The 22,634-nt window shown below is 56.9% G+C and carries 21 protein-coding genes; 20 read left to right on the forward strand and 1 reads right to left on the reverse strand.

Annotation, left to right across the window (positions count from 1 at the left end):
- Nucleotides 1–100: 100 nt before the first annotated feature.
- The 20 genes from JRF57_02240 (at nucleotide 101) to ahcY (ending at nucleotide 21,279) form a co-directional block, all read left to right on the forward strand.
- Nucleotides 101–1,369 carry an HD-GYP domain-containing protein gene (locus JRF57_02240; protein MBW2302512.1) on the forward strand — a complete coding sequence of 423 codons (1,269 nt, stop codon included), beginning with the start codon at nucleotides 101–103 and terminating at the stop codon, nucleotides 1,367–1,369.
- A complete protein-coding gene (locus tag JRF57_02245; GenBank protein MBW2302513.1) occupies nucleotides 1,326–2,804 on the forward strand; it encodes an MFS transporter in 1,479 nt (492 codons plus the stop codon). The genes JRF57_02240 and JRF57_02245 overlap by 44 nt, the downstream gene beginning before the upstream one ends.
- Nucleotides 2,805–3,044: 240 nt before the next feature.
- A complete protein-coding gene (locus JRF57_02250) occupies nucleotides 3,045–3,467 on the forward strand; it encodes a YjbQ family protein (protein ID MBW2302514.1) in 423 nt (140 codons plus the stop codon).
- 123 nt (nucleotides 3,468–3,590) lie between these two features.
- On the forward strand, nucleotides 3,591–4,466 hold the full coding sequence (locus tag JRF57_02255; protein MBW2302515.1) for a PhoH family protein: 876 nt from the start codon (nucleotides 3,591–3,593) through the stop codon (nucleotides 4,464–4,466).
- A 55-nt stretch (nucleotides 4,467–4,521) separates the two neighbouring features.
- Entirely contained in the window at nucleotides 4,522–6,996 is a 2,475-nt protein-coding gene (locus JRF57_02260) for an HDIG domain-containing protein (protein ID MBW2302516.1), read from the forward strand.
- Complete coding sequence (ybeY, locus tag JRF57_02265; protein MBW2302517.1) at nucleotides 6,941–7,342, forward strand: rRNA maturation RNase YbeY; 402 nt, start codon at nucleotides 6,941–6,943, stop codon at nucleotides 7,340–7,342. Before JRF57_02260 ends, ybeY begins: the two co-directional genes overlap by 56 nt.
- A 2-nt stretch (nucleotides 7,343–7,344) precedes the next feature.
- The gene (locus JRF57_02270; GenBank protein ID MBW2302518.1) at nucleotides 7,345–8,064 is read left to right on the forward strand and encodes a pyridoxine 5'-phosphate synthase; all 720 of its coding nucleotides are present in this window, start codon (nucleotides 7,345–7,347) and stop codon (nucleotides 8,062–8,064) included.
- A 117-nt stretch (nucleotides 8,065–8,181) separates the two neighbouring features.
- Complete coding sequence (locus JRF57_02275; GenBank protein MBW2302519.1) at nucleotides 8,182–8,592, forward strand: holo-ACP synthase; 411 nt, start codon at nucleotides 8,182–8,184, stop codon at nucleotides 8,590–8,592.
- An 8-nt stretch (nucleotides 8,593–8,600) separates the two neighbouring features.
- Entirely contained in the window at nucleotides 8,601–9,077 is a 477-nt protein-coding gene (gene tsaE / locus JRF57_02280) for a tRNA (adenosine(37)-N6)-threonylcarbamoyltransferase complex ATPase subunit type 1 TsaE (GenBank protein ID MBW2302520.1), read from the forward strand.
- A 2-nt stretch (nucleotides 9,078–9,079) separates the two neighbouring features.
- On the forward strand, nucleotides 9,080–10,318 hold the full coding sequence (locus JRF57_02285) for an aspartate kinase (protein MBW2302521.1): 1,239 nt from the start codon (nucleotides 9,080–9,082) through the stop codon (nucleotides 10,316–10,318).
- Nucleotides 10,293–10,850: a helix-hairpin-helix domain-containing protein gene (locus tag JRF57_02290; GenBank protein ID MBW2302522.1), complete on the forward strand. Its 558-nt coding sequence runs from the start codon at nucleotides 10,293–10,295 to the stop codon at nucleotides 10,848–10,850. Before JRF57_02285 ends, JRF57_02290 begins: the two co-directional genes overlap by 26 nt.
- 60 nt (nucleotides 10,851–10,910) lie before the next feature.
- Entirely contained in the window at nucleotides 10,911–13,508 is a 2,598-nt protein-coding gene (locus JRF57_02295) for a CHASE2 domain-containing protein (GenBank protein ID MBW2302523.1), read from the forward strand.
- A 32-nt stretch (nucleotides 13,509–13,540) separates the two neighbouring features.
- Nucleotides 13,541–14,350 (forward strand): serine/threonine-protein phosphatase, encoded by an 810-nt coding sequence (locus JRF57_02300; GenBank protein ID MBW2302524.1) that lies wholly within the window; start codon nucleotides 13,541–13,543, stop codon nucleotides 14,348–14,350.
- 66 nt (nucleotides 14,351–14,416) lie between these two features.
- Nucleotides 14,417–15,442, forward strand: coding sequence for a tRNA (adenosine(37)-N6)-threonylcarbamoyltransferase complex transferase subunit TsaD (gene tsaD, locus JRF57_02305; protein ID MBW2302525.1), 1,026 nt, complete (start codon nucleotides 14,417–14,419; stop codon nucleotides 15,440–15,442).
- Nucleotides 15,443–15,523: 81 nt separating this feature from the next.
- On the forward strand, nucleotides 15,524–16,015 hold the full coding sequence (locus tag JRF57_02310) for a DUF2062 domain-containing protein (GenBank protein ID MBW2302526.1): 492 nt from the start codon (nucleotides 15,524–15,526) through the stop codon (nucleotides 16,013–16,015).
- 3 nt (nucleotides 16,016–16,018) lie between these two features.
- On the forward strand, nucleotides 16,019–16,864 hold the full coding sequence (gene rsmA, locus JRF57_02315) for a ribosomal RNA small subunit methyltransferase A (GenBank protein MBW2302527.1): 846 nt from the start codon (nucleotides 16,019–16,021) through the stop codon (nucleotides 16,862–16,864).
- Between the two features lie 120 nt (nucleotides 16,865–16,984).
- Nucleotides 16,985–17,629, forward strand: coding sequence for a deoxynucleoside kinase (locus JRF57_02320; protein ID MBW2302528.1), 645 nt, complete (start codon nucleotides 16,985–16,987; stop codon nucleotides 17,627–17,629).
- A gap of 51 nt (nucleotides 17,630–17,680) precedes the next feature.
- Nucleotides 17,681–18,529, forward strand: coding sequence for a pantoate--beta-alanine ligase (locus tag JRF57_02325; protein ID MBW2302529.1), 849 nt, complete (start codon nucleotides 17,681–17,683; stop codon nucleotides 18,527–18,529).
- Between the two features lie 214 nt (nucleotides 18,530–18,743).
- Nucleotides 18,744–19,910 (forward strand): methionine adenosyltransferase, encoded by a 1,167-nt coding sequence (locus JRF57_02330; GenBank protein MBW2302530.1) that lies wholly within the window; start codon nucleotides 18,744–18,746, stop codon nucleotides 19,908–19,910.
- A gap of 43 nt (nucleotides 19,911–19,953) precedes the next feature.
- Nucleotides 19,954–21,279: an adenosylhomocysteinase gene (gene ahcY, locus JRF57_02335; GenBank protein MBW2302531.1), complete on the forward strand. Its 1,326-nt coding sequence runs from the start codon at nucleotides 19,954–19,956 to the stop codon at nucleotides 21,277–21,279.
- Between the two features lie 21 nt (nucleotides 21,280–21,300).
- Here ahcY and JRF57_02340 read toward each other — a convergent pair whose 3' ends face one another.
- Entirely contained in the window at nucleotides 21,301–22,587 is a 1,287-nt protein-coding gene (locus JRF57_02340) for an ATP-dependent 6-phosphofructokinase (GenBank protein MBW2302532.1), read from the reverse strand.
- Nucleotides 22,588–22,634 lie beyond the last annotated feature (47 nt).

The following is a 22,634-nucleotide window of genomic DNA, read 5'->3' on the forward strand; positions in this document are numbered from 1 at the left end:
TCCGGTTCCCTGAAAACGGAATGCGGTCATTTCCTAAAAGTCCTTCCAGGGTTCCTTTTCAGCTCCATACACCATCCCGGAATAGAGAGATGAATTGAAAATGCTGAGTGAACGAGAAAAAATCGACCTTATCAACCAGATCAGTCTGGACTTCAACCAGACGAAGGACATCGATCTTCTTCTTGAAAAAATCCTTGCCAACGTCCGCAAACTCCTCGACGCAGACGCCGGGTCCATCTACCTCAAGCGCGGGGATTCCCTTACTTTCAGCCATACCCAGAACGATACGCTTCGAAAACGCCTCAAGCCCAACGAGAAGCTTGTCTTCAACACCCACTCCGTTCCAATCAACAATGCCTCCATCGCTGGATTCGTGGCGAAAAACAAACAGGCGCTAAATATCCCCGACGTCTACCGGTTGAACAGCTCGGTGCCTTACATCTTCGACTCCCACTTCGACCGCCTCACCGACTACCGAACCCGGTCCGTCCTGGCGGTCCCCATGACCAACCAGAGGGGGGAGGTCCTGGGAGTCATGCAGATCATCAATGCCCTGGACGAGAACGGTCGGCCGATCCCCTTCTCTCCCACCGACGAGGCCCTTTGCATGCATTTCGCCACCAGCGCGGCCCTGGCCGTGGAACGCGCCCAGATGACCCGCAACATCATCCTGCGGATGATCAGCATGGCCTCCCTGCGGGATCCAAGGGAAACCGCGGGCCACGTGAACCGGGTCGCTGCTTACTCCGTGGAGATTTACGAACGATGGGCTACGGCCCAGGGAATCACTCCTGAAGAAATCGAGCGACAAAAGGACGTATTGCGCCTGGCGGCCATGCTCCACGATGTGGGCAAGATCGCCATCAGTGACCTCATTCTCAAGAAACCCGACAGACTGAGCGTGGACGAATTCGAAATCATGAAAAGCCACACGTATCTCGGAGCACGCCTCTTCCACGACGTGCAGTCGGATTTCGAGGAAATGGCCGCCACGGTGGCTCTCAACCATCATGAAAAGTGGGACGGCACAGGCTATCCGGGGCATATCGACCCCGTCTCCGGGCATCCCGTTCCCGGCCGTATCCTGCCTGACGGCCGGCCGGAACCCAAGCGGGGGGAGGAAATTCCCCTGTTCGGAAGGATCGTGGCCGTGGCCGACGTCTACGACGCCCTCTGCTCGCACCGTTCTTACAAGGAAGCGTGGAACGAGGACCGGGTCCTGGAGGAGATGCATCAATCCTCGGGAAAGCACTTTGACCCGGAAATCCTGGAGGCCTTTTTCTCATGCCTCGAAATCCTTAAATCCATTTCATCCCGGTATCCCGATGAAAACAACGAAAAAGAATCCATGCCCCAGTGCCTCCCCTAAGGCTTCTCCCCCCGGAGATCCCGCCTTGCGGAGGCCCGCCCTGATCGTGGCGACGATCAGTTCCTTCATGACCCCCTTCATGGGATCCTCCATCAACCTGGCCCTTCCCGCCATATCCAAACAATTTCAGATCGGAGCGGTCCTCCTGAGCTGGGTGGCGACCTCCTACCTCCTGGCCTCGGCCGTCTCCCTGGTCCCCTTCGGGCGGATCGCGGACATTCACGGAAGAAAACTGGTCTTTTCATGGGGTATCCTCCTCTTTACCCTTTCCTCCCTCCTTTGCGCCTTATCCTTTTCGGCATCTGCACTGATTCTTTTCAGAATCTTCCAGGGAATCGGGAGCGCCATGGTCTTTTCAACGGGCATAGCCATCCTCACTTCGGTATTTCCTCCCTGGGAGCGGGGTAAAGTGCTCGGGATCAACGTCGCTGCAGTCTATGTGGGTCTCGCCCTCGGCCCCTCTCTGGGCGGTTTCCTGACCCAACACCTGACCTGGAGGAGCGTTTTTCTGGCCAACATTCCCTTCGGCCTGATCGTCATCTTCCTGGTGTGGTGGAGACTTCCCGGCGAATGGGCCGAGGCCCGTGGAGAATCCTTCGACGTTCCCGGCTCACTCCTATACACCCTGGCCGTTTTCGGCGCCATGTACGGATTGTCTCTTCTCCCCGAAGTGAAAGGGGCCCTGATCCTTCTGGGAGGATTGGTGTGCCTGACCATTTTCATCATCTGGGAAGAGCGGACGGAAAATCCCGTGTTCGAGTTGAGGCTTTTCAGGACCAACAGGGTCTTCGCCTTCTCCAGCCTGGCCGCGCTCATCAATTACAGCGCCACCTTTGCTGTGACCTTCCTGTTGAGCCTCTTCCTGCAGCATATCAAGGGACTCAGCCCCCAAAAGGCCGGGATGGTCCTGATGGCCCAGCCGGTCGTGATGGCCATCTTTTCACCCCTGGCGGGCAGAATCTCTGACAGGGTGGAGCCGAGGGTCGTGGCCTCCCTTGGAATGGCCCTTACCACCGCAGGTCTCCTCTTTTTCACCTTTGCCGATTCTTCCATCTCCCTGGCCGGGCTGACAGGAGGTCTGGTGTTACTGGGTCTGGGATTTGCGGTCTTTTCCTCCCCCAATACCAATGCCATCATGGGTTCGGTGGAAAAGAGGTTTTACGGGATCGCTTCAGGCGCCGTGGGCACCATGCGCCTCCTCGGGATGCTCATCAGCATGGCCGTCGTAACCTTCCTCTTCAGCCTGCTTATCGGGCATGCCCGGATCACACCCCAAAACCATTCCCTTTTCCTGAAAAGTATGAAGGCGTCCTTCCTGGTCTTTTCCCTGCTCTGTTTCGGTGGAATCTTCGCCTCCATGACCAGGGGCAGGTTGAGGGACGGGGAATCCCTCGCACCACCTCCCGCGGGCCCGAAAAAGGATCCCCCGAGCTGAACCATCCCGGGGTTCCCCGTCCTTTGGAAGACCCGATCCCTTGCCATTTCCATCGTAGGCCTTATGTTGGGACCAGGGATGCCGGCAGGTAAGCCCACTCTATGAGTTTTTCTTGCATGTCACCCGGCCCTGTGATAGGAGATCTCTATCAATGCAGGGTATATCAGGCCGTTACGGTATTCGGCCCCATGGGACAGCCCCAAGAATAAGGGCCGAAGTGTTCGGAAAATCTGGTTCGATATGAAATTTGAAACCCTGGATATTTTCACCAGGACCTCCTCGGGCACGGACATTATCGACCTCACTCCTCAAGTGATGGATAGGTTGCGCCGATCAGGGATACAGATGGGGGCGGTGACCCTCTTCATCCCCGGATCCACCGCAGCCCTTACGACCATCGAGTACGAGAGCGGAGTGATCAATGATCTCAAGAAGGCTATCGAGAGGATGGCCCCCAAAGATCTCCATTACGAACACAACGAAAGGTGGGGGGACGGAAATGGTTACGCCCATGTCCGGGCCGCCCTCCTGGGGCCTTCCCTCCACATCCCCGTGGTGGAGGGAAGACTCACCCTCGGGACCTGGCAACAGATCGTCCTCCTGGACTTTGACAACAGGCCGAGGGAGCGCCATATTATCATGCAGGTTTCAGGAGAAAAGTGAGTGGGACGCCGTCCGGCCGACAATCCGGGTTACGAGAGCAAGAAGGTGACCTTTTCGGACCCCGGTCTTTTCGCCTCTCTCTGTGGGGAGCGCAACGCCAACCTTCAGCTCCTGGAAAAAAAGATGGGCGTGACCGTCCATGCAAGGGGAAACCAGGTAACCTTAAAGGGCGGTTACTGGGACGTGGAACTGGCAGAAAAGGTTCTCACACAACTCTACCAACTCCTAAAAAGCGGTCACCCCCTTTTCCCCAACGACGTAGGATACGCTATCAGGATCCTCAGCAGCGATCCCTCGGCGGACCTACAGAAAATCTTCCTGGACAAGGTTTACATCTCACCCGGAAAGACGGTCATCAACCCCAAAAGCATCAACCAGAAGGCTTATATCGATTCCATCAGGAAGTACGATATCGTCTTCGGCATCGGCCCGGCCGGCACCGGCAAAACCTACCTGGCCATGGCCATGGCCGTGGCCACCCTGCAGAGAAAGGAAGTCAAGCGGGTGGTGTTGGCCAGGCCTGCGGTCGAGGCGGGAGAACACCTGGGTTTCCTGCCGGGAGATCTCTATGAAAAAGTGAACCCGTACCTGCGGCCCCTTTATGATGCCCTTCATGACATGATGGACTTCGAGGACGCCTCCCGGCTCATTCAGAGGGGCGTAATCGAGGTGGCTCCCCTGGCCTTCATGAGGGGGAGGACGCTGAACGATTCCTTCGTGATCCTCGACGAGGCCCAGAACGCGACGAGCGAACAAATGAAGATGTTCTTGACCCGTCTGGGTTTTAGTTCCAAGGCCGTGATCACCGGCGACGTCACCCAGACCGACCTCCCGGAAGGAAAAGTTTCAGGCCTCATAGAGGCCAGGGAGATCCTCTCCGGGATCAAAGGAATCAAATTCATCTATTTTTCCAGGGAGGATGTTGTCAGGCACCCGTTGGTTCAAGAGATCATAGACGCCTATGAAAGACGGGAGGCCGGACAGGGAACGGGAAACTGAATGGGCGGGAAAAACGCCAGGTCGCCCGGACCATCGGCCGCAAAAAGGTTCAACCATGAACGATAGAACCAAAACGAATCCTTCGGGGAGGAAAAAATCCCCGAAACAAAAGGGAAGGGGGCGTCCTTTCACTAAGGCCATTATTGGGTCCTTGAAAGGCCTCTCCGAGCCCGAACGCCTTAAATGGCTGGTTTTCACCCTTTTGAGCCTGGTTGTTTCCCTGGCCCTTTACCCCGGGATCCTGAGCAGGCCGGCGGCTTACAGATTGGGTGACATAGCAAGCAGAGACATTAAGGCCTCCGAGGACTTCCTCATCGAGAACAAGGAGTTGACGGAAAAAAACCGGGAGCAGGCCGTCAAAGCAGTTCTGGCGGTCTACGACTTCGACCGGTCCTCTTCCAACCTTGTGGCCGCCATCCGCGAGGCCTTCAAGGCCGGAAGGGAATACGCAAGCCGGTTCCCGCCCGGGAAGATCAGGGGCCCGGAGCCCTATCCCGTTCAGGAGCCGATTCCCCGGGAACAGGCTGAGAACCGGGAGGAAATCTTCAACACCTTTTTCGGCACCCTGGGCATTCCACCGGAACGTGAAATCTTCGATACCCTGCTTGAAGCCGGCTTCCCTCCGCAGGTGGAAGAAAGAATCATAACACTCGTCACCCGTGTTTCCGAGAGGGGAATCGTGGGTAACTGGCCCATGCTCAAAAAGCACATGGAAAAGGGCGGCATCATCCTTCACGAAATCGCCTCCAAGCAGGAAAGAAAGGTGACGGATCTTCGCCTCTTCTACGACCTCGAAGGGGCAAGGGAGTACGTGGCAAGCCGGATGGAGTCCGTACAGGAGTCGATTCCATCCCCTGAACTGGCCCGGGTGACCGTAAGATTGACACAACTTCTTTTGAGACCGAACCTCACCTTCAACCAGCGGGAAACCGAGGTAAGAAAAGACGAATCCAGTGCATCCGTCCATCCGGTTTACTTCAAGGTCAAGAAAGGCGAGATGCTCGTCAGAGAAGGGGAACGCATCGGCCCTGAACACCTCCTTAAGCTTTCGGCCGAAATGCGAGCCAAAAATCGCCTCGACTCCGTGGGTCGGGTTCCCGCCATGGCCCTCCTGGTGGGGACGCTCCTGCTGGTCATTTACCTGACGGGCTCCAGGGAGGCCAGGGCCTTCAGGGGAGACCGAAGAGATCTCCTCTTCAACGCCCTTACCCTTTTGGGCCTTTTCATCTTCGCCTGGGTTTACGGGTTCATCGCCGAAGAGGTGGCCAGGGGGTTCAGCTACTTCTCCGCCACGGCCCTGCTCTTCGCCCTACCCATCGCCTTCGGCTCCATGGTGATTTCCATCTTCCAGGGAATGGCCATCGCCTGGGCCTTTTCTCTGGTGATCTCGGTCCTCGTCTCCCTGGTCACGGGCGGCCGGGTGGAATTTTTCATCTACTATTTCATCAGCAGTCTCTTGGCCGCTTACGGAGTAAAGAATTGCAAGGAGAGAGGCATACTCATCAAAACCGGCCTCATGGTGGGACTCGTCAATATGGTCCTGGCCCTGGCCATCGAAATGATTTACGGGACCTTCTATTCCCTTGAATCCATCATTGCGGCCGCTTCGGGATTTGCGGGGGGAATCCTTTCCGGGGTCATCGCAACGGGGATTCTTCCCCTGGTGGAGATGGCTTTCGGTTTCACAAGCGACATCAAGCTGCTGGAGCTGGCCAGCCTGGATCAGCCGCTCTTGAGGGAACTGATGGTCCGCGCCCCGGGGACATATCACCACAGCGTGATCACCAGCAATATGGTGGAGGCCACGGCCAAGGCCGTGGATGCAAACCCACTCCTGGCCAAGGTCAGCGCCTATTACCACGATATCGGAAAGATGAAAAAACCCCTCTATTTCATCGAAAACCAGCTGGGAGGAGAAAACCGCCATGAAAAACTGGCCCCTTCCATGAGCAGTTTGATCCTCATCTCCCATGTGAAAGACGGGGTTGAACTCGCCAGGGAACACAGGCTGGGGAAGGAAATCATCGACATCATTCAACAGCACCACGGCACCAGCCTGATCTCCTTTTTCTATCACAAGGCCAAGGAACGAATGCTTACCAAAGGAACCAAGTGCGGCGAGATCAAGGAAGAGGATTTCCGCTATCCGGGCCCGAAACCCCAAACAAAGGAGGCCGGCCTTGTCATGCTGGCCGATATGGTGGAGGCCGCATCACGCTCCCTCGTGGACCCGACTCCCGCCAGGATCCAGGGAATGGTCCAGAAAATCATCAACAAGGTCTTCTCGGACGGCCAGTTGAACGAGTGTGAACTCACCCTCAAGGACCTTAACGAAATCGCCAAAAGTTTCAACAAGACCCTGAGCGGGATCTTCCATCACCGCGTGGAGTACCCGGAGACGGCGTCAAGGGCCGGCAAAAAGACGAAAAATGGATATCCTGATCAAGTCCCGAAAGAAGATTCCGGGCTTAAAAATGCAAACGGTAAAGAAGAATCTGGAGAAGGTCTTAAGCGCCTTGGGCTGTCATGACCGGGAACTGAGCGTTCTCTTTACCGATAACAAACACATCGCCGAACTCAACGAGCAATATCTCCACAGGACCGGACCCACGGATGTCCTGTCTTTCCCCATGTCAGGAGGTCTTCCACCGGAAGTTGAAACCCCGATGATGGGAGACGTGGTGGTTTCTGTAGATACGGCTCTGGAGGAGTCCAGGCGCCTTGATGAACCCCTTGATAAAACCATCTATCGCTTGTTGATTCATGGAATCCTGCATCTCCTGGGTTACGATCATGAGGTCTCGGAGGAAGAAGAGGTCCGAATGGAGCGGGAACAGGAGAGGCTTTTGCGCTACATCGAGGAGGAGGAATCTTAATCATGGCACGTTTGGCAGTAAATGTGGATCACGTGGCCACGGTCAGACAGGCCCGAGGTGGACTCCAGCCTGATCCCGTGCTGGCCGCGGGGATTGTGGAGCTGGCGGGTGCGGATGGAATCATCTGCCACTTAAGAGAAGACCGCCGCCACATCAACGACCGGGACCTGGAGCTGCTGCGGGCGACTGTCAAGACGAGGCTCAACCTGGAAATGGCCGCGGTGGAAGAAATGGTGGAGATTGCATGCAGGGTCAAGCCCGATCTTGTAACCCTGGTTCCCGAAAAGAGGCAGGAATTGACTACCGAAGGCGGATTGAATGTACTGGCCGATCCCGGACTTTACGCCCGTGTGGTGGATCGGCTGAAAAAAAACGAAATCCCTGTAAGCTTTTTCGTCGACCCCGATCCGCGCCAGATCGAGGCGGCCCATGGGGCCGGAGCAGAGGTGGTGGAAATCCATACCGGCCACTACTCGGAGGCGAGGGGAGAGGACGAGGCCGAGGAACGGTTCCGGCGGATATCCGAGGCCGTCAAGCGGGCGGCGGAAATGAAACTGAAAGTGAGCGCCGGCCATGGACTGGACTACACCAACATCAAGCGGTTCAAGGCCCTTCCCGAAGTCGAGGAGTACAGCATCGGTCACAGTATCATCTCCCGGGCCGTTCTGGTCGGTCTTGATCGGGCGGTAAGGGACATGATCGCCCTCGTGAAAAACTTCTGATCCAGAGACCCTTCACTTCATGAAACTCTCCCGGAGGAAAACTTCTTGTCAAGCCCTCCAGGAAAAGGGTAGTCTTGGCCACGGTCCCGGCCCTTGAAAGGATGGAGATTTCTCCCGATGATTTATGGGATCGGCGTGGATCTTGCGAATATCCGGCGAATCGAAAAGGTGCTTATCCGTTGGAAGGACCGTTTCATCAAGAGGGTTTATACCCCGGAGGAAGCGGCCCTCTGCCTCGGCAGGCCTTTTCCACCCTCGGCCTTCGCTCTTCGCTTCGCTGCTAAAGAGGCCTTCTCCAAGGCCCTTGGACTCGGGATGAAAAAAGGGGTGCGATGGAGAGACATCGAAGTCTATCACGCCCCCAGTGGAAAACCGGAGTTGAGGCTCCATGGGCGAAGCCTGGAGATCTGCCGGCGCAACGGGATCGAAAGGGTTCACCTGAGCCTGTCCGATGACGGCGAATACGGCGTGGCCATGGTGGTCCTGGAAACCGGTGCTTGGAAGCCGGGAGGTGTGTCTGCTTCGTGACTGAGAAGATCCTGATATGCCATTCCAATTCCGACAGTGAAACGGTGGAGTGGGGGGAAAGGATCGCCGCCTTTCTCAAGGAGGGGGATGTCCTGGCCCTCGTGGGAGAACTCGGGAGCGGAAAGACCTGGTTCACCAAAGGCATCGCCCGTGGACTGGGAACCGCTCCGGACCTGATTGTGACAAGCCCGTCCTTCGCCCTCGTAAATGAATACGAGGGCAGGTGTCCCATCTATCATATGGACCTTTTCCGCCTCCAGGGACCGGCGGAATTCTTCTCCTCCGGCCTGGAGGAATATCTTGATGCGGGTGGAGTCACGGTGGTGGAGTGGGCGGACCGCTGGCCGGAAATATTTCCGGAGTACGCCTTGAGAGTGACCTTTCGGATCATCGACGATCACCGGCGGGAGATCACCCTCTGGGGAAATCACCCGCGGTCCGTTTTAATCATCGAAAAAGTTGAAAAGGAGATGAACAGGGGATAGGCATGGCTCTCATCGTACAGAAATACGGCGGAACTTCGGTGGGGAGTATAGAAAAGATCAGGAAAGTGGCCGAGAGGGTCATCGAGTATTACAAGCAAGGGAACCGAATGGTCGTGGTCCTATCGGCCATGGCCGGGCAGACCGACGGCCTCATCAACCTGGCCCACGAAATGACCCCGGAACCGGACCCCAGGGAACTGGACGTATTAATGTCTACCGGAGAGCAGGTCAGCGTGGCTCTCTTCTCCATGGCGGTCAGGTCCATGGGTTACGAAGCCCGGTCCCTCCTGGGTTTCCAGGTGCCCATACACACGGACCCTGCTTATGGAAGGGCGCGAATCCAGGAGATCGACACGGAACGCATCCTCCGCGAAATCGAAAAAGGAACGATCGTGACGGTCGCCGGATTTCAGGGGCTGGACGAATACAATAACATCACCACTCTCGGACGGGGGGGGTCGGATACCACGGCCGTGGCCCTGGCAGCCGCCCTCAAGGCCGACGTGTGCGAGATCTTCACCGACGTTAACGGGGTTTATACGACCGATCCCAACGTCTGCCCAAAGGCCAGGAAGATGTCCATCATCTCCTATGACGAGATGCTGGAGATGGCCAGTATGGGGGCCAAGGTTCTTGAGATCAGGGCGGTCGAATTTGCAAAGAAGTTCAACGTACCCATTCATGTCAGATCAACCTTTACCAAGGAAAGGGGAACCATGGTAGTCGCAGAGACGAAAGATATGGAAAAAGTCCTGGTGTCCGCCGTGGCTTACAACAAAAACGAAGCGCGGGTCACCATAACCAAGGTGCCCGACAGGCCGGGCATTGCGGCCAAAATCTTCGAGCCTGTCGTGGAGTCCGGGATAGTCGTGGACATGATCGTCCAGAATACCAGTGTGGAGGAAGGAAAGACAGACCTCACCTTCACGGTTCCTAAGACGGACTTTTCCCAGACCATGAAGCTGGTGAAGGGGATAGCGGAGGATATCGGAGCGGAGAGGGTTCTCGGGGACGAGAATATTTCCAAGGTCTCCATTATTGGGGTAGGCATGAGGAACCACGCGGGCGTCGCCCAAAAGATGTTCAAGACCCTGGCCCGGGAAAATATCAACATCATCATGATCAGCACTTCGGAGATCAAGGTCTCCTGCGCCATCGAGGAAAAATACACCGAGCTGGCCGTCCGCGTTCTTCATGAGGTCTTCGGTCTCGAAAATGAGGACATCTGCGAGGAATCCTGAGGGCCGGGAAGGCCCCCTGCTCCTCCTGCTCCTTGTCCTGGCCCTCTGCTGCATCGAGAGTCTTTGCGGGCCGGGAGGATCCCCGGCCGGCAGGCGGGGATCCGTAATCGTCCAGCTCCGGGGCGAGATCGGGCGACCGGGTGTCTACTTTTTCGAAAACCCCCCTTCCTTGAAAGACCTGCTGAAGGCAGCTGGAATCGGGGAGATCCCGATCTCTTCCCCTGAATCCCAGAAAATCAGGCTCCTCTCTTCAGGGACACGGATCTTCCTCCGGGCCGAAGCCGGGGGTGTAATTTTCGAACAGGAAAAGATGTCGGCCTTTCACAGGGTCACCCTGGGGATTCCATTGTCTTTGAATCGGGAATCGGCTTATGGGCTTGCGGCCGTTCCGGGAATCGGTCCGGCGCTGGCCCGGGCCATCGTCATTGAGCGGAAGAAGAAGGGCGGATTTGCGGATCCGGAAGAGCTCAGGGAAGTTCCCGGCATCGACCGAAGGCTCCTTAAAAAGATCAAACCCTACCTCGGCCGATGATCACCGCTGGTGGAAAGATCGGTCAGAGGGATTACACATATTCCGAAACAGGGTACATCTGTGAAAAGGATCCAAGAAAAAATCCCTGACTGGGTGATGGGTCTCGGTATCACCCTTTTTTTCATCTTCATGGCGCTTACCGGGATTTTTGACTTCACGGAGCCTCTGGAGCTGAAAACCTTTGACCTAAGGGCACATCTCGCCGCCTCCGGGGAAAGGAATCCGGATATCGAACTGGTGGTCATTTCCGATGATGACCTGGACGACCTGGGACGCTTTCCATGGCCCCGGAACATCCTGGCCCGGGGAATCCGAAACCTTGCGCGGGCAGGGGCACGGGTCATCGCCCTCAACATCCTTTTCAGCGAACCCGAGGAAAGTGCCGGCCTTAGGGCGGTCCGGAAATTGAAAGAACAATACGAGGCCCTGGGACTGGCCCAGGAAGGGCCGGGGCTTTCTTTTTACGGGGCGTTGTCCAGCGCACTGGTCGATCTGAACAACGACAATAAACTATACCGGGCCATGAAAGAGGCGGGAAACGTGGTCCTCCCCGTCTACTTCGACACCGTAAGCGGCGGGATCGACGAGGAACCACCGCCCTTCATACTCCACCATGCCTTAAAGGAGATCAAGATTTCCGGGGATCCGGAGGCCCTCTCCTACATGATCCGCTTCCACAAGGTCAAACCCCTCCTTCCCGCCTTTGGGGAGGTGGCCGCGGGGATCGGGCATTTCAACCTTTTTCAGGACCGGGACGGATATGTCCGCCACCAGGTCCCTGTGGTGAGATACCTGGATCAATACACCTTCCCCTCCCTCGCCGTCGCCATAGTGCGTGTCTTCAAGGGTGTCCGTGACGGCGGGATCACCCTGATCCCCGGCCGGGGGATCCGCATGAAGGTGGGTCCTGAATCTATAACCTTTCCGGTGGTCGATTCCCGGATGCGCTGTCTGATCCGCTGGAGGAAAGGGCCGGGAGTCGCCTTTCACCGCACCCCCTTTTCCAGGGTGTATCGAAACGAGTTCCGGAAGGATCTATTCCGCGGCAAGATCGTCATCATCGGTCTCACTGCCCAAGGGCTTGAGCCCAAGCTGGTGACCCCCGTAGCGGCCACCCTTCCGGGCCTGGAAGTGGTGGCCAATTCGGTGGCCGATATCCTTGAGCGGCGATTCTTCACCCGGCCGGCCTGGGCGCCCCTCTTGGAACTCTTCGTCCTCCTGGTCTTCGGGCTTCATATCAGTTTCGTACTGCCAAGGATGAAGGCGGGAATGGGTGCGATTACAACCTTCACCCTTTTCCTGCTTTACGGCCTCCTGGGGAGCCTGCTCTTTTTCTCCCGGGACCTCTGGCTCAAGATCACCTCCCCCATGTTGCTTCTTTTGGTGGGTTATCTCCTCGTAGTATCCAAAAGATTCCTGGTGACCGAAAGGGCCAAAGACAAGGTGGAAGCGGACTCTATTGAAACCAACAAGATGCTCGGACTCTCCTTTCAGCAACAGGGGATGCTGGATCTGGCCCTTGAAAAATTCCGGAAACTTCCCCTGGAAGAAGAAGGGGTGAAGGACCTGCTCTACAACCTGGGCCTCGACTTCGAGCGCAAACGCCAATTCTCCAAGGCCTTGGCCACTTATCGCTTGATCGTAGGGGACGGCAAGGCTTTCAAGGACCTTGCCGAGAGAATACCCAGGCTGAAGGGGGCCGAGGCCACCTTGATTTTCGGAACCGGGGGCGTTTCTCATCCCGGGGATATCGGCGCGGACCTCACGGATTCCGGGGCCCGTCCCACCCTCGGGCGGTACGAAATCGTGGACGAACTCGGACGGGGTGCTATGGGGGTCGTGTACAAGGGTGAAGACCCCAAGATCCACCGCACCGTGGCCATCAAGACCCTGCGGCTTTCCGATTTCGAAGACAACGTGGTGGAGGAGGTAAAGGAGCGATTCTTTCGGGAGGCGGAATCCGCCGGACTCCTGACCCATCCGAACATCGTTACGATTTACGACTGCGGGGAAGAACAGGACCTGGCTTACATCGCCATGGAGTACCTTGATGGGGAAACCCTGGAAGAATTCGCCCGGAAAGACCGGCTCCTCCCCGTCAGGGAAACCCTTTCCATCGTGGCCCAGGTGGCTGAGGCCCTGGATTACGCTCACGGGCGTGGAGTAGTGCATAGGGACGTCAAACCGGCCAATATCATGCGCCTCAGGGATCACGGGTTCATAAAGGTTACGGATTTCGGCATCGCCCGCATCACCTCTTCCTCTAAGACCAAGACGGGTGTTGTCCTGGGGACTCCTTCATACATGTCGCCCGAGCAGATCTCGGGCAAGAAGGTGGACGGCCGGTCAGACATCTTTTCCCTCGGGATCGTCCTTTTCGAGATGCTCACGGGACAAAAGCCCTTTGAGGGTGAGGACCTGACCGCCCTCATGTACCAAATCGCCAGGGAACCCCACCCCGGTCCCCGCTCCATAAACCCCAGGATTCCGCCTGTGGTGGAGAAAATCATCGGTAAGGCACTGAAAAAGGACCCGGCTGAACGCTATCAGAGGGCGTCTCAAATGGCGGCCCATCTCTTGAAGGTTATCGCCAAGATGGACGAAATCGCGGCCAAGAAGGAAGGAGGACCCACAACCCGAAAACCAACGGGACCCTAGACCGGTTCCGGCCCCCTGGAGTGGAGGGACCCATGAGGCACCATGCCGCAGGGAAAACACATGTAGGCCTCGCGAGGAAGACCAACGAAGACAGTCTTCTCCTCGCTCCCGAATTGGGTCTATATGTGGTGGCCGACGGGCTGGGGGGACATATTGCCGGCGAGGTGGCGAGCCGGATGGTAATTGAAACCATGGCCGAATACTGGCGGAGGGTCAGGCACCACGAAGCTCCCGCACTCCAGGAAGACCTCGGTCCGGACCTGCCCAAGGAAGCCAGGCATCTCCTCAACTCCATCGCCATGAGCAACACCGTGGTCCATGAGGCCCAAAAGAGGGCCGAGTACCGCGGGATGGGTTCCACGGTCGCTGCCGTACTCGTGGAAAAAGACACTGTATGGTTGGCCAATGTGGGTGATAGCCCCATCTATCTTTTTGATCAGGGCCGGCTGATCCGGCTGTCGGAAGAGCATTCCGTGGAGGCCGAGGAGACCAACAAGGGTATGACCTATGGTCTCCAAATTCCCAGCCCTCTGCTCAAAAATATCCTGACAAGGGCCCTGGGCCTGAAGCCCGAGGTCCAGGCCTATATTCAACCTGTTCGTCCTGAGGCCGGCGACATGCTTCTGATCTGCTCGGACGGTCTGACCGACTACGTTACGGAGAAGGACATCCAGAAGACCCTTGCTGAGGAAGGACTGGACCCTGAGCAAAAGGTGGCGCGGCTTATCGATCTGGGGCTTGAAGGTGGAGGAGGAGACAACATCTCAGTGATTCTCCTGGTAATTCTCGAAGAGGGGAAATGGGGAAGATTCAAGAGGCGATTCTTGACCGGCACAAGATGAATCTTGCATAAACAATTTTGAATCAGTTAAAAAATTTAATGGAAATTCAACCATAAAAACATATTTATGAAGATACTTGGAATCGACACCTCCTGTGACGACACTTCCGCCGCCGTGGTGGAGGACGGGCGAGAGGTCCGCTCATGCGTGGTCCATTCCCAGGTCAGGCTCCATCACCCTTATGGCGGCGTGGTCCCGGAATTGGCCTCCCGGGAGCATCTCCGTAACCTGGTGCCGGTGGTGGAGGAGGCCCTCGCGAGGGCCGGGATCACTCCCGGGAACCTGGACGGCATTGCCGTGACCGTGGGACCCGGCCTGATCGGTTCACTGCTTGTAGGTCTTTACCATGCCAAGGCCCTGGCATACACCCATGGAATCCCGGTGGCGGGGATCAATCACCTGGAGGGGCACATCCTCTCCATCTTTCTGGAAAAACGGGCCCCCCGATTCCCCTTTGTGGCCCTCACAGTCTCCGGAGGACACACCTCGCTCTATTTCGTGGAGGGGTACGGGAGGTACCGTCAGATGGGCCAGACCCTGGACGATGCCGCTGGGGAAGCCTTTGACAAGGTGGCCAAAATCCTCGGTCTCGGATATCCCGGGGGCGTCGTGATCGAAAGGCTGGCACAGGAGGGTGACAGGGATCGGATACCTTTTCCAAGGGCTGTTTTGGGCCCCGACTCCCTCGATTTCAGCTTCAGCGGATTGAAAACCGCCGTATCCCTGTACGTGAAAGACTGGAAGGCAGAGGCCGGAAGAGACCGAGTTTCTATGGCCGACATCGCCGCCTCTTTCCAGGAAGCCGTCATCGACGTGCTGGCCATAAAGGCCCTGAGGGCCCTCCGGAAGACCGGGGCCCCTTCCTTGGTGATCGCAGGGGGCGTGGCCTGCAACCAGGCCTTGCGGGAACAAATTAAGAATCGGATTTCAGAAGCAGGGGCGGAGCTTTACTACCCCCGCCCATTGTACTGCACCGACAACGGGGCCATGATCGCCGCAGCCGGATACCACCGAATTCTGCACGGCGAGCGGGCCGGCCTGGAAGAAGACGTAAAGTCCAGATTCCCCATTGACAGCCTTCCACCGATATGAGGCTATAAGATGTCAGGGTTCAACATTCAACTATTATGTTGAATGTTGAACCCTGACTTTAAAACAAAAGGATTTAAATCTTTGAACTACCCCAGATGGCTCAGGTATTATTATCTTCGGTTCATCCGGCTGAGGGGAGATCCCCATGAACTCGCCCTGGGCACGGCCCTCGGCATATTCGCCGGCCTGATGCCCATCATGCCTTTTCAGACAGCACTGTCGGTGACCCTTGCCCTCTTTTTCAAGGGGAGCAAGATAACGGCGGCCCTGGGGACCTGGGTCAGCAACCCCTTGAACTGGTACTTTCTCTACCATTACAGTTACAAGATCGGCACATTCTTGCTCGGGTTCTCCAGCGAAAACGCCATCCACTCTTCGCTAATGGCCGCCATTCGCAGGGGAGACGAACCCCTGGCGATCATTGGGAAAATGATCGAATCGGGAAGCGCCATAATGGCCTCCTTCTTAGCAGGCGGTCTCCTGATCGCCATCCTGGGAGCCACTCCTTCCTACTTTCTTTTTCTGTGGATCTTCAAACACGTCCACCAGTGGCGCCTAAAGAGAAGGACCTGAAAATTGAGAAGATCCAAAACCATTCGGAAGGGGAGAGCCTTTCACCCCAAGAAACGGCTTGCCCAGCATTTCCTGAGGGACGAGCACATCATCAAACAGATCCTCTCCTGTGCAGGGTTCTCCTCTTCCGACCACGTCCTGGAAGTGGGTCCGGGCCTGGGGGCACTGACCATTCCCCTGGCCCGGTCGGTCCGCAGGGTCATCGCGGTCGAGAAGGACCTGCAACTCGTAGAAATGCTCGAAAAGAGGCTCCTGGTAGCCGGAGTGACCAACGTCACCTTGATCCACCGGGATATCCTATCCTTCGATTTCGAAGAAACAGAGACACCTGAGACGAACAAAATCCAAGTGATTGGAAATCTGCCCTATAACATTTCCTCTCCCCTCCTGGAAAAGCTTGTCACCCACCGGGACCGCCTGGAGCAGGCCGTCCTCATGTTCCAGAAGGAATTCGCCGAGCGCCTGCTCTCCGATCCTGGAGGCAGGGAGTACGGGGCCATCACCGTGGTCACGCGGTATTTCTCCCGGATCTCTCCACTCCTGGAGGTCTCCAGGGAGGCCTTTCGTCCCCGCCCCAAGGTGGGTTCCATGGTGCTTAACCTGAACTTCTCGCTTCCTTATCCACGAAGGGCCCGAGATGAAAGATTTTTCAGGAGGCTCGTCAAGGGGGCCTTCGCCCAACGCCGCAAGACCCTGCTTAACGCCTTGAGCGCCGCCTTTCCGGAAAAAGACAGGTCGGGCATCTTGGAGGCCTTGGGCCGGTGCGGCATCGATCCCAGCCGCAGGGCCGAAACCCTGGATATCGAAGAATACCTCTCTCTGAGTGAAGCCATGGCAGCCCTTTCTTGACAAACTCCAGGCCCGGTGGTAAGGGGAGACCACTTGGTCACCGGCGGGCGATCCCGCTGAAAACCCCGGGACCAAGCGGGCGTTCGGGAGGGATTACACAAACCGGGAGACCGATACCCCATGCACCACTACATCGTAATTGAAGGTCCCCTTGGAGTAGGAAAGACGAGCCTGGCCGTCAAGCTTGCCGAGAGGCTCAATGCCCATACCCTTTTGGAAGACGTGGAGGAGAATCCCTTTTTGTTCAATTTCTACCAGGATCCGCAAAAATACGCCTTCCAGACCCAGATCTACTTCCTTCTGCGCCGCTACAAGCAAGCCCTTGATGCCGGCCAGATCGGCCTGTTCAAAAGGGCCACCGTTTCCGACTATCTTTTTGACAAGGACAGGATCTTCGCCCGGGCAAATCTGGACGACAACGAGTTCTGGCTCTATGAACAGCTCTTTCGGATCTTGAAGAAAAGGATTCCCCTTCCAGACCTGGTGATCTTTCTCCAGGCCAAAACCGAAGTGCTTTTGGAGAGGATAAAGGGAAGGAACAGGAAATACGAGAAGTCCATCGGCTTCAAATACCTTGATAAAATCAACCGGGCCTTTAATGACTTCTTCTTCCATTTTTCCGACTGCCCCCTGTTGGTGGTGAATGCTTCCGAGATCGACTTTGTTCATATCCCGGAGGACTTCGAAGACCTGGTGATCCAGGTGAAAAAAATGGAATCAGGCACCCGGTATTACGTGCCCATGAGTTCGAAAGACAAGGCCTGAGGAAACCGCTCATAGGCCGTCCAGGCCTTCACCAAGGAAGGGATTATATCCATGGAAGTCATTGAAACAGTTCAAGCGATGCATGCCAGGGCTGAAGCCCTACGTCTTTCCGGCAAGAGCATCGCCCTCGTACCGACCATGGGTTTTTTTCACGAGGGACACCTTGAACTCATGAGGGTAGGGAAGAGACATGCGGACGTTCTGGTGATCAGTATCTTTGTGAACCCGACCCAGTTTGGCCCCAGCGAGGACTACGAGACCTACCCGCGGGATACCGAGGGAGACCTCGCAAAGGCTGAATCCGTTGGGGTGGACATCGTCTTTCTGCCCAAGGTGGAGGAAATGTATCCCCAGGGGTACCAGACCACGGTAAGCGTCCGAGATCTCACCCGGCACCTTTGCGGGTTGTCGCGGCCTGGCCACTTCGACGGAGTGACCACCATCGTAGCCAAGCTCTTCCATGCCACGAAGCCCCATATCGCCATCTTCGGCCAGAAGGATTACCAGCAGCTCACAGTGGTCAGCCGGATGGTTCAGGACCTGAACATGGATATCAAGATCGTGGGTGTCCCAACGGTGAGGGAGCCCGACGGCCTCGCCATGAGTTCCCGGAACAGCTACCTGAGCCCCGAGGAAAGGAAGTCGGGCCTGTGCCTCAAGAAATCCCTGGATCTGGCCGATGAGCTCTTCAAAAAAGGAGAACGAAAAGCTGAAACCATCCGAAAGGAAATCGAAAAACTCATTCTCAGTCACCCCCACACCCGGATCGAGTACGTAACATTCTGTGACCCAACAAGCCTGGAGGAGTTGGAGATCCTGGAAGACGAAAGCCTGCTGGCCCTTGCCGTCAGGGTGGGGAACACCCGGCTCATCGACAACGCCGTGATCGGAAGATCCTGAGGAAAGAATTCCGATCGGACGGTGGCACACGGAGACCTTTGAAAAACGTTCAGTTTTGTCCAAGGTCAAGGAAGACGAAAATTTTAACCGCAGGAATACTTAAAGTATTTCGAGGATTAAACTTTGAGTCTGACGCAGAGATTGGGCAAAAGGGGACGTTTTTCAGAGGTGTCACACGGGTCGATTCAGAAATAGAAAGGAGAAAGGGACAACCATGTCAGCATCCAACTTTTTGTTTACATCCGAGAGCGTCACCGAAGGTCATCCCGACAAGGTGGCGGACCAGATCTCCGATCATGTCCTGGACGAAATGCTGAAGCAAGACCCCCAGGCCAGGGTAGCCTGCGAAACCCTGGTCACCACAGGAATGGCCATTGTGGCCGGGGAGATCACCACCTCCGCCTACGTGGACATCCCTGAAATCGTCAGGGAAACCATCCGGGACATCGGTTATCATAACTCTTCCATGGGTTTTGACTGGGAGACCTGTGCCGTGCTCACCACCATCGACAAGCAGTCCCCTGATATCGCTGTAGGCGTGAACGAGGGGGCCGGTCTCTTCAAGGAGCAAGGAGCCGGCGACCAGGGACTCATGTTCGGTTACGCCTGCACCGATACCCCGACCCTCATGCCCATGCCCATCTACCTCGCCCATGGGCTTACCCGGCGGCTCGCCCATGTCCGAAAGTCCGAGAAACTTCCCTGGCTCCGACCGGACGGGAAATCCCAGGTCACGGTCGAATACGCCCAGAAAAAACCCATCAGGGTCCATTCGGTGGTGATCGCCGCCCAGCACGAACCCGACGTGGACTATGACACCCTGCGGGAGGCCATCATCGAAGAAGTGGTAAAAAAGGTTATCCCCTCAGAGATGCTGGACCGGGACACCCAGTTCTTCATCAACACCACGGGCCGTTTCGTGGTGGGAGGCCCCATGGGGGACTGCGGACTTACGGGACGGAAAATCATCATGGACACTTACGGAGGATTCGGCTATCACGGCGGCGGAGCCTTCTCAGGCAAGGATCCCAGCAAGGTGGACCGCAGTTCCTCTTACATGTGCCGTTACATAGCCAAGAACATCGTGGCCGCCGGGCTCGCCTCCAAGTGTGAAATCCAGGTGGCCTATACTATCGGCAGGGCACAGCCTGTATCCGTGCTCGTGCGGGATTACGGGACCAGCGAGATCCCGAGCAGAGAACTTACCGAAATCGTGAAAAAAACCTTCGATCTAAGGCCAAGGGCCATTATCGAGCGCCTGGATCTTCAGCGCCCGATCTATCGAAAAACGACCAACTACGGGCACTTCGGACGGGAACTCCCGGAATTCACCTGGGAAAAGACGGATGCTGTGGACGAAATCAAGGGGGCCGTTAAATAGTGCCCGGGCGTCAATCGTAAAAAGAGAAGAAAGGAACGAATGAATGGAATATCATATCAAGGACATCGGCCTGGCAGAGAAAGGCCGCTTGAGGATCGAGTGGGCGGAGAAAAGCATGCCCGTCCTCCGGAAAATCCGTGAACGTTTCCAGGCCGAAAAGCCCCTGGAAGGAATCCGGCTCTCCGCCTGCCTTCACGTGACCACGGAAACAGCCGCCCTGGTCAAGACCCTTAATGCCGGCGGCGCGGACGTGGTCCTTTGCGCCTCCAACCCCCTCTCTACCCAGGACGACGTGGCCGCCTCCCTGGTAGCCGACAGCGGGATCCCCGTGTTCGCCATCAAGGGAGAAGACAACGCCACTTACTACGACCACATCCTTTCAGCCCTCAAGCACCGCCCCCACCTTACCATGGACGACGGGGCCGACTTGGTAAGCTGCCTTCATTTCATCGCCCTGGGCAAGTGGGACGAAATGGACCACGGGATCAGCGAGTGGGCCAGGGGCCTTTCGGATGATGAAAGGAAAGAACTGCTCTCCGCCGTGGTGGGGGGCACGGAAGAGACCACCACCGGTGTGATCCGGCTGAGAAGCATGGAGAAGGATGGAGTCCTCCAGTTCCCCATCGTAGCGGTGAACGACGCCGACACCAAGCACCTCTTCGATAACCGTTACGGAACGGGCCAGAGCACCATTGACGGCATCATCCGCGCCACCAACCGGCTCCTTGCCGGAAGCACCTTCGTGGTGAGCGGATATGGATGGTGCGGCAAGGGCGTGGCCGCCAAGGCGAAAGGTCATGGGGCCCACACAATCGTGTGCGAAGTGGATCCCCTGCGGGCCCTTGAGGCCGTAATGGACGGATTCAGGGTCATGCCCATTGCCCAGGCCGCCCCCATCGGGGATATCTTTTGCACACTTACCGGGGATATCAACGTAATCAGGAAAGAGCACTTCCAGACCATGAAGGACGGGGCTATTGTCTGTAATTCCGGCCACTTCGATGTGGAACTGGATCTTCCTGGGCTGGAGGAGATTTCCGTCTCCCGCCGGCAGATCCGGGAATTCACGGAGGAGTTCACCCTTAGTGACGGCCGCCGGATTTACGTCCTGGGTCAGGGACGGCTCATCAACCTGGCCGCAGCCGAGGGCCATCCTTCAAGCGTCATGGACATGAGTTTCGCGAACCAGGCCCTCTGCGCGGAGTACATGAAAGGGAAACACGGTACCCTGGAAAAGAAAGTATACCCGGTACCCCGCCCCATTGATGAAGAGATCGCCAGGCTCAAGCTTCTGTCCATGGGCGTTGAGATCGACACCCTCACACCCGAGCAGGAAAAGTACCTCTCCTCCTGGGAGATGGGCACCTGAAGCCGCTGAATCTCCTTAACCTTACATCCTGGCCGGCTGCCCGGTGGACGACAGCACACTGTTCCACAACCTGCCACCGGGCTCGATTCTTCTCCGCCTGGATACGGCCATCGCGATGGGGACGTGGGTGAACTCTCCCTTCCAGTAGCCTACGACCATATTGGTACGTCCTGCCATCCCGGCATGAACGGCGTTTTGGGCAAGCAGGAGGCAGAAGGCCGAGTCATGGGGATTGGCCGGCATGCTCCGGATGGTATAACTTGGATCGATGTATTTGAGAGTGATCTCCATGCCGGTCCTCTTGAAGTGGGTCAGGATCTTTTCCTTCAGAAACAGCCCAATATCCCCCAGCCGGGGATTGCCCGAGGCGTCCCGCTCCCCCGTGCTCGGCATGAGATCCTGCCCTGCTCCCTCACCCGCTACGATGACGGCGTGGCCCCGCCGTTTCAGTCTCTCCTCCAGTGCCCCAAGGAATCCCTCCAGCGTAAAGGGAATTTCGGGTACCAGGCAGAAATTTACGTCGTTGAAGGCCAGAGCTGCATAGGCTGCAATGAACCCTGACTCCCGGCCCATCAATTTCACCAGGCCGATCCCGTTCCTGGCCCCCGTGGCCTCGGAGTGGGCGGAGTATATGGCCGGGCCCGCTTTGGTTACCGCCGTCTCGAAGCCGAAGGACTGCTCCACATAAGAGATGTCGTTGTCGATGGTCTTGGGGATGCCTATCACGCCGATTTTTAGACCCCGCCGGCCGATTTCCTCGGAGATGGCCTGGGCCCCCCGGAGGGTTCCGTCCCCCCCGATGGCGAAAAGGAGGCCCACGTTCATGCGTTCGAGGGTGTCGACCATATCGGTTACGTCCTGTGGGCCGCGAGAGGATCCCAGTATCGTACCTCCCTTTTGGTGAATGTCCTTCACCTCTCCCGGGCTCAATTCCAGGGGGACGTGCCCGTATTTCGGCGAAAGTCCCTCGTACCCGTAACGGAAACCGAAAATCGTCTCAACGCCGTAATGGTAATACAGCGCCAGAACCAATGCCCGGATGACGTCGTTTAGTCCCGGGCAAAGCCCCCCGCAGGTGACGATCCCGCACTTGAGCTTCGAAGGATCAAAATAGATTTTCTCCCTCGGACCCGCCGTCTCGAAGGACGGCGGCCTGCTTCCCTGCTTCAGAAGGGCCTCGACCTTTCGGAGATCCGAGTGGTATAGAAGACGCTCAGCCTCGTCCACGAACCTCATTCCCCTGGCGGGAGATGGGATCCTGCATTCGCCCAGCCTCGATATCTCGAAGTTCAGGTCTTGATCTTCCATCTTCTTCCTCCATTCCGCGGGGAGCATGCTTCCACCCGCTACGTCCT

It is taken from the genome of Deltaproteobacteria bacterium, from assembly GCA_019310525.1.
GTDB lineage: Bacteria > Desulfobacterota > DSM-4660 > Desulfatiglandales > HGW-15 > JAFDEE01.

Bases quoted from the DNA above. Each gene is read 5' to 3' on its own strand.
- JRF57_02260 (MBW2302516.1), top strand. From the start codon at position 4,522: ATGAACGATAGAACCAAAACGAATCCTTCGGGGAGGAAAAAATCCCCG.
- JRF57_02300 (MBW2302524.1), top strand. From the start codon at position 13,541: ATGAGGCACCATGCCGCAGGGAAAACACATGTAGGCCTCGCGAGGAAG.
- ahcY (MBW2302531.1), top strand. From the start codon at position 19,954: ATGGAATATCATATCAAGGACATCGGCCTGGCAGAGAAAGGCCGCTTG.
- JRF57_02325 (MBW2302529.1), top strand. From the start codon at position 17,681: ATGGAAGTCATTGAAACAGTTCAAGCGATGCATGCCAGGGCTGAAGCC.
- JRF57_02250 (MBW2302514.1), top strand. From the start codon at position 3,045: ATGAAATTTGAAACCCTGGATATTTTCACCAGGACCTCCTCGGGCACG.
- JRF57_02240 (MBW2302512.1), top strand. From the start codon at position 101: ATGCTGAGTGAACGAGAAAAAATCGACCTTATCAACCAGATCAGTCTG.
- JRF57_02255 (MBW2302515.1), top strand. From the start codon at position 3,591: ATGGGCGTGACCGTCCATGCAAGGGGAAACCAGGTAACCTTAAAGGGC.
- JRF57_02285 (MBW2302521.1), top strand. From the start codon at position 9,080: ATGGCTCTCATCGTACAGAAATACGGCGGAACTTCGGTGGGGAGTATA.
- JRF57_02270 (MBW2302518.1), top strand. From the start codon at position 7,345: ATGGCACGTTTGGCAGTAAATGTGGATCACGTGGCCACGGTCAGACAG.
- JRF57_02340 (MBW2302532.1), bottom strand. From the start codon at position 22,587: ATGGAAGATCAAGACCTGAACTTCGAGATATCGAGGCTGGGCGAATGC.
- JRF57_02275 (MBW2302519.1), top strand. From the start codon at position 8,182: ATGATTTATGGGATCGGCGTGGATCTTGCGAATATCCGGCGAATCGAA.
- ybeY (MBW2302517.1), top strand. From the start codon at position 6,941: ATGCAAACGGTAAAGAAGAATCTGGAGAAGGTCTTAAGCGCCTTGGGC.
- JRF57_02245 (MBW2302513.1), top strand. From the start codon at position 1,326: ATGAAAACAACGAAAAAGAATCCATGCCCCAGTGCCTCCCCTAAGGCT.
- JRF57_02320 (MBW2302528.1), top strand. From the start codon at position 16,985: ATGCACCACTACATCGTAATTGAAGGTCCCCTTGGAGTAGGAAAGACG.
- JRF57_02290 (MBW2302522.1), top strand. From the start codon at position 10,293: ATGAGGACATCTGCGAGGAATCCTGAGGGCCGGGAAGGCCCCCTGCTC.
- JRF57_02330 (MBW2302530.1), top strand. From the start codon at position 18,744: ATGTCAGCATCCAACTTTTTGTTTACATCCGAGAGCGTCACCGAAGGT.
- tsaD (MBW2302525.1), top strand. From the start codon at position 14,417: ATGAAGATACTTGGAATCGACACCTCCTGTGACGACACTTCCGCCGCC.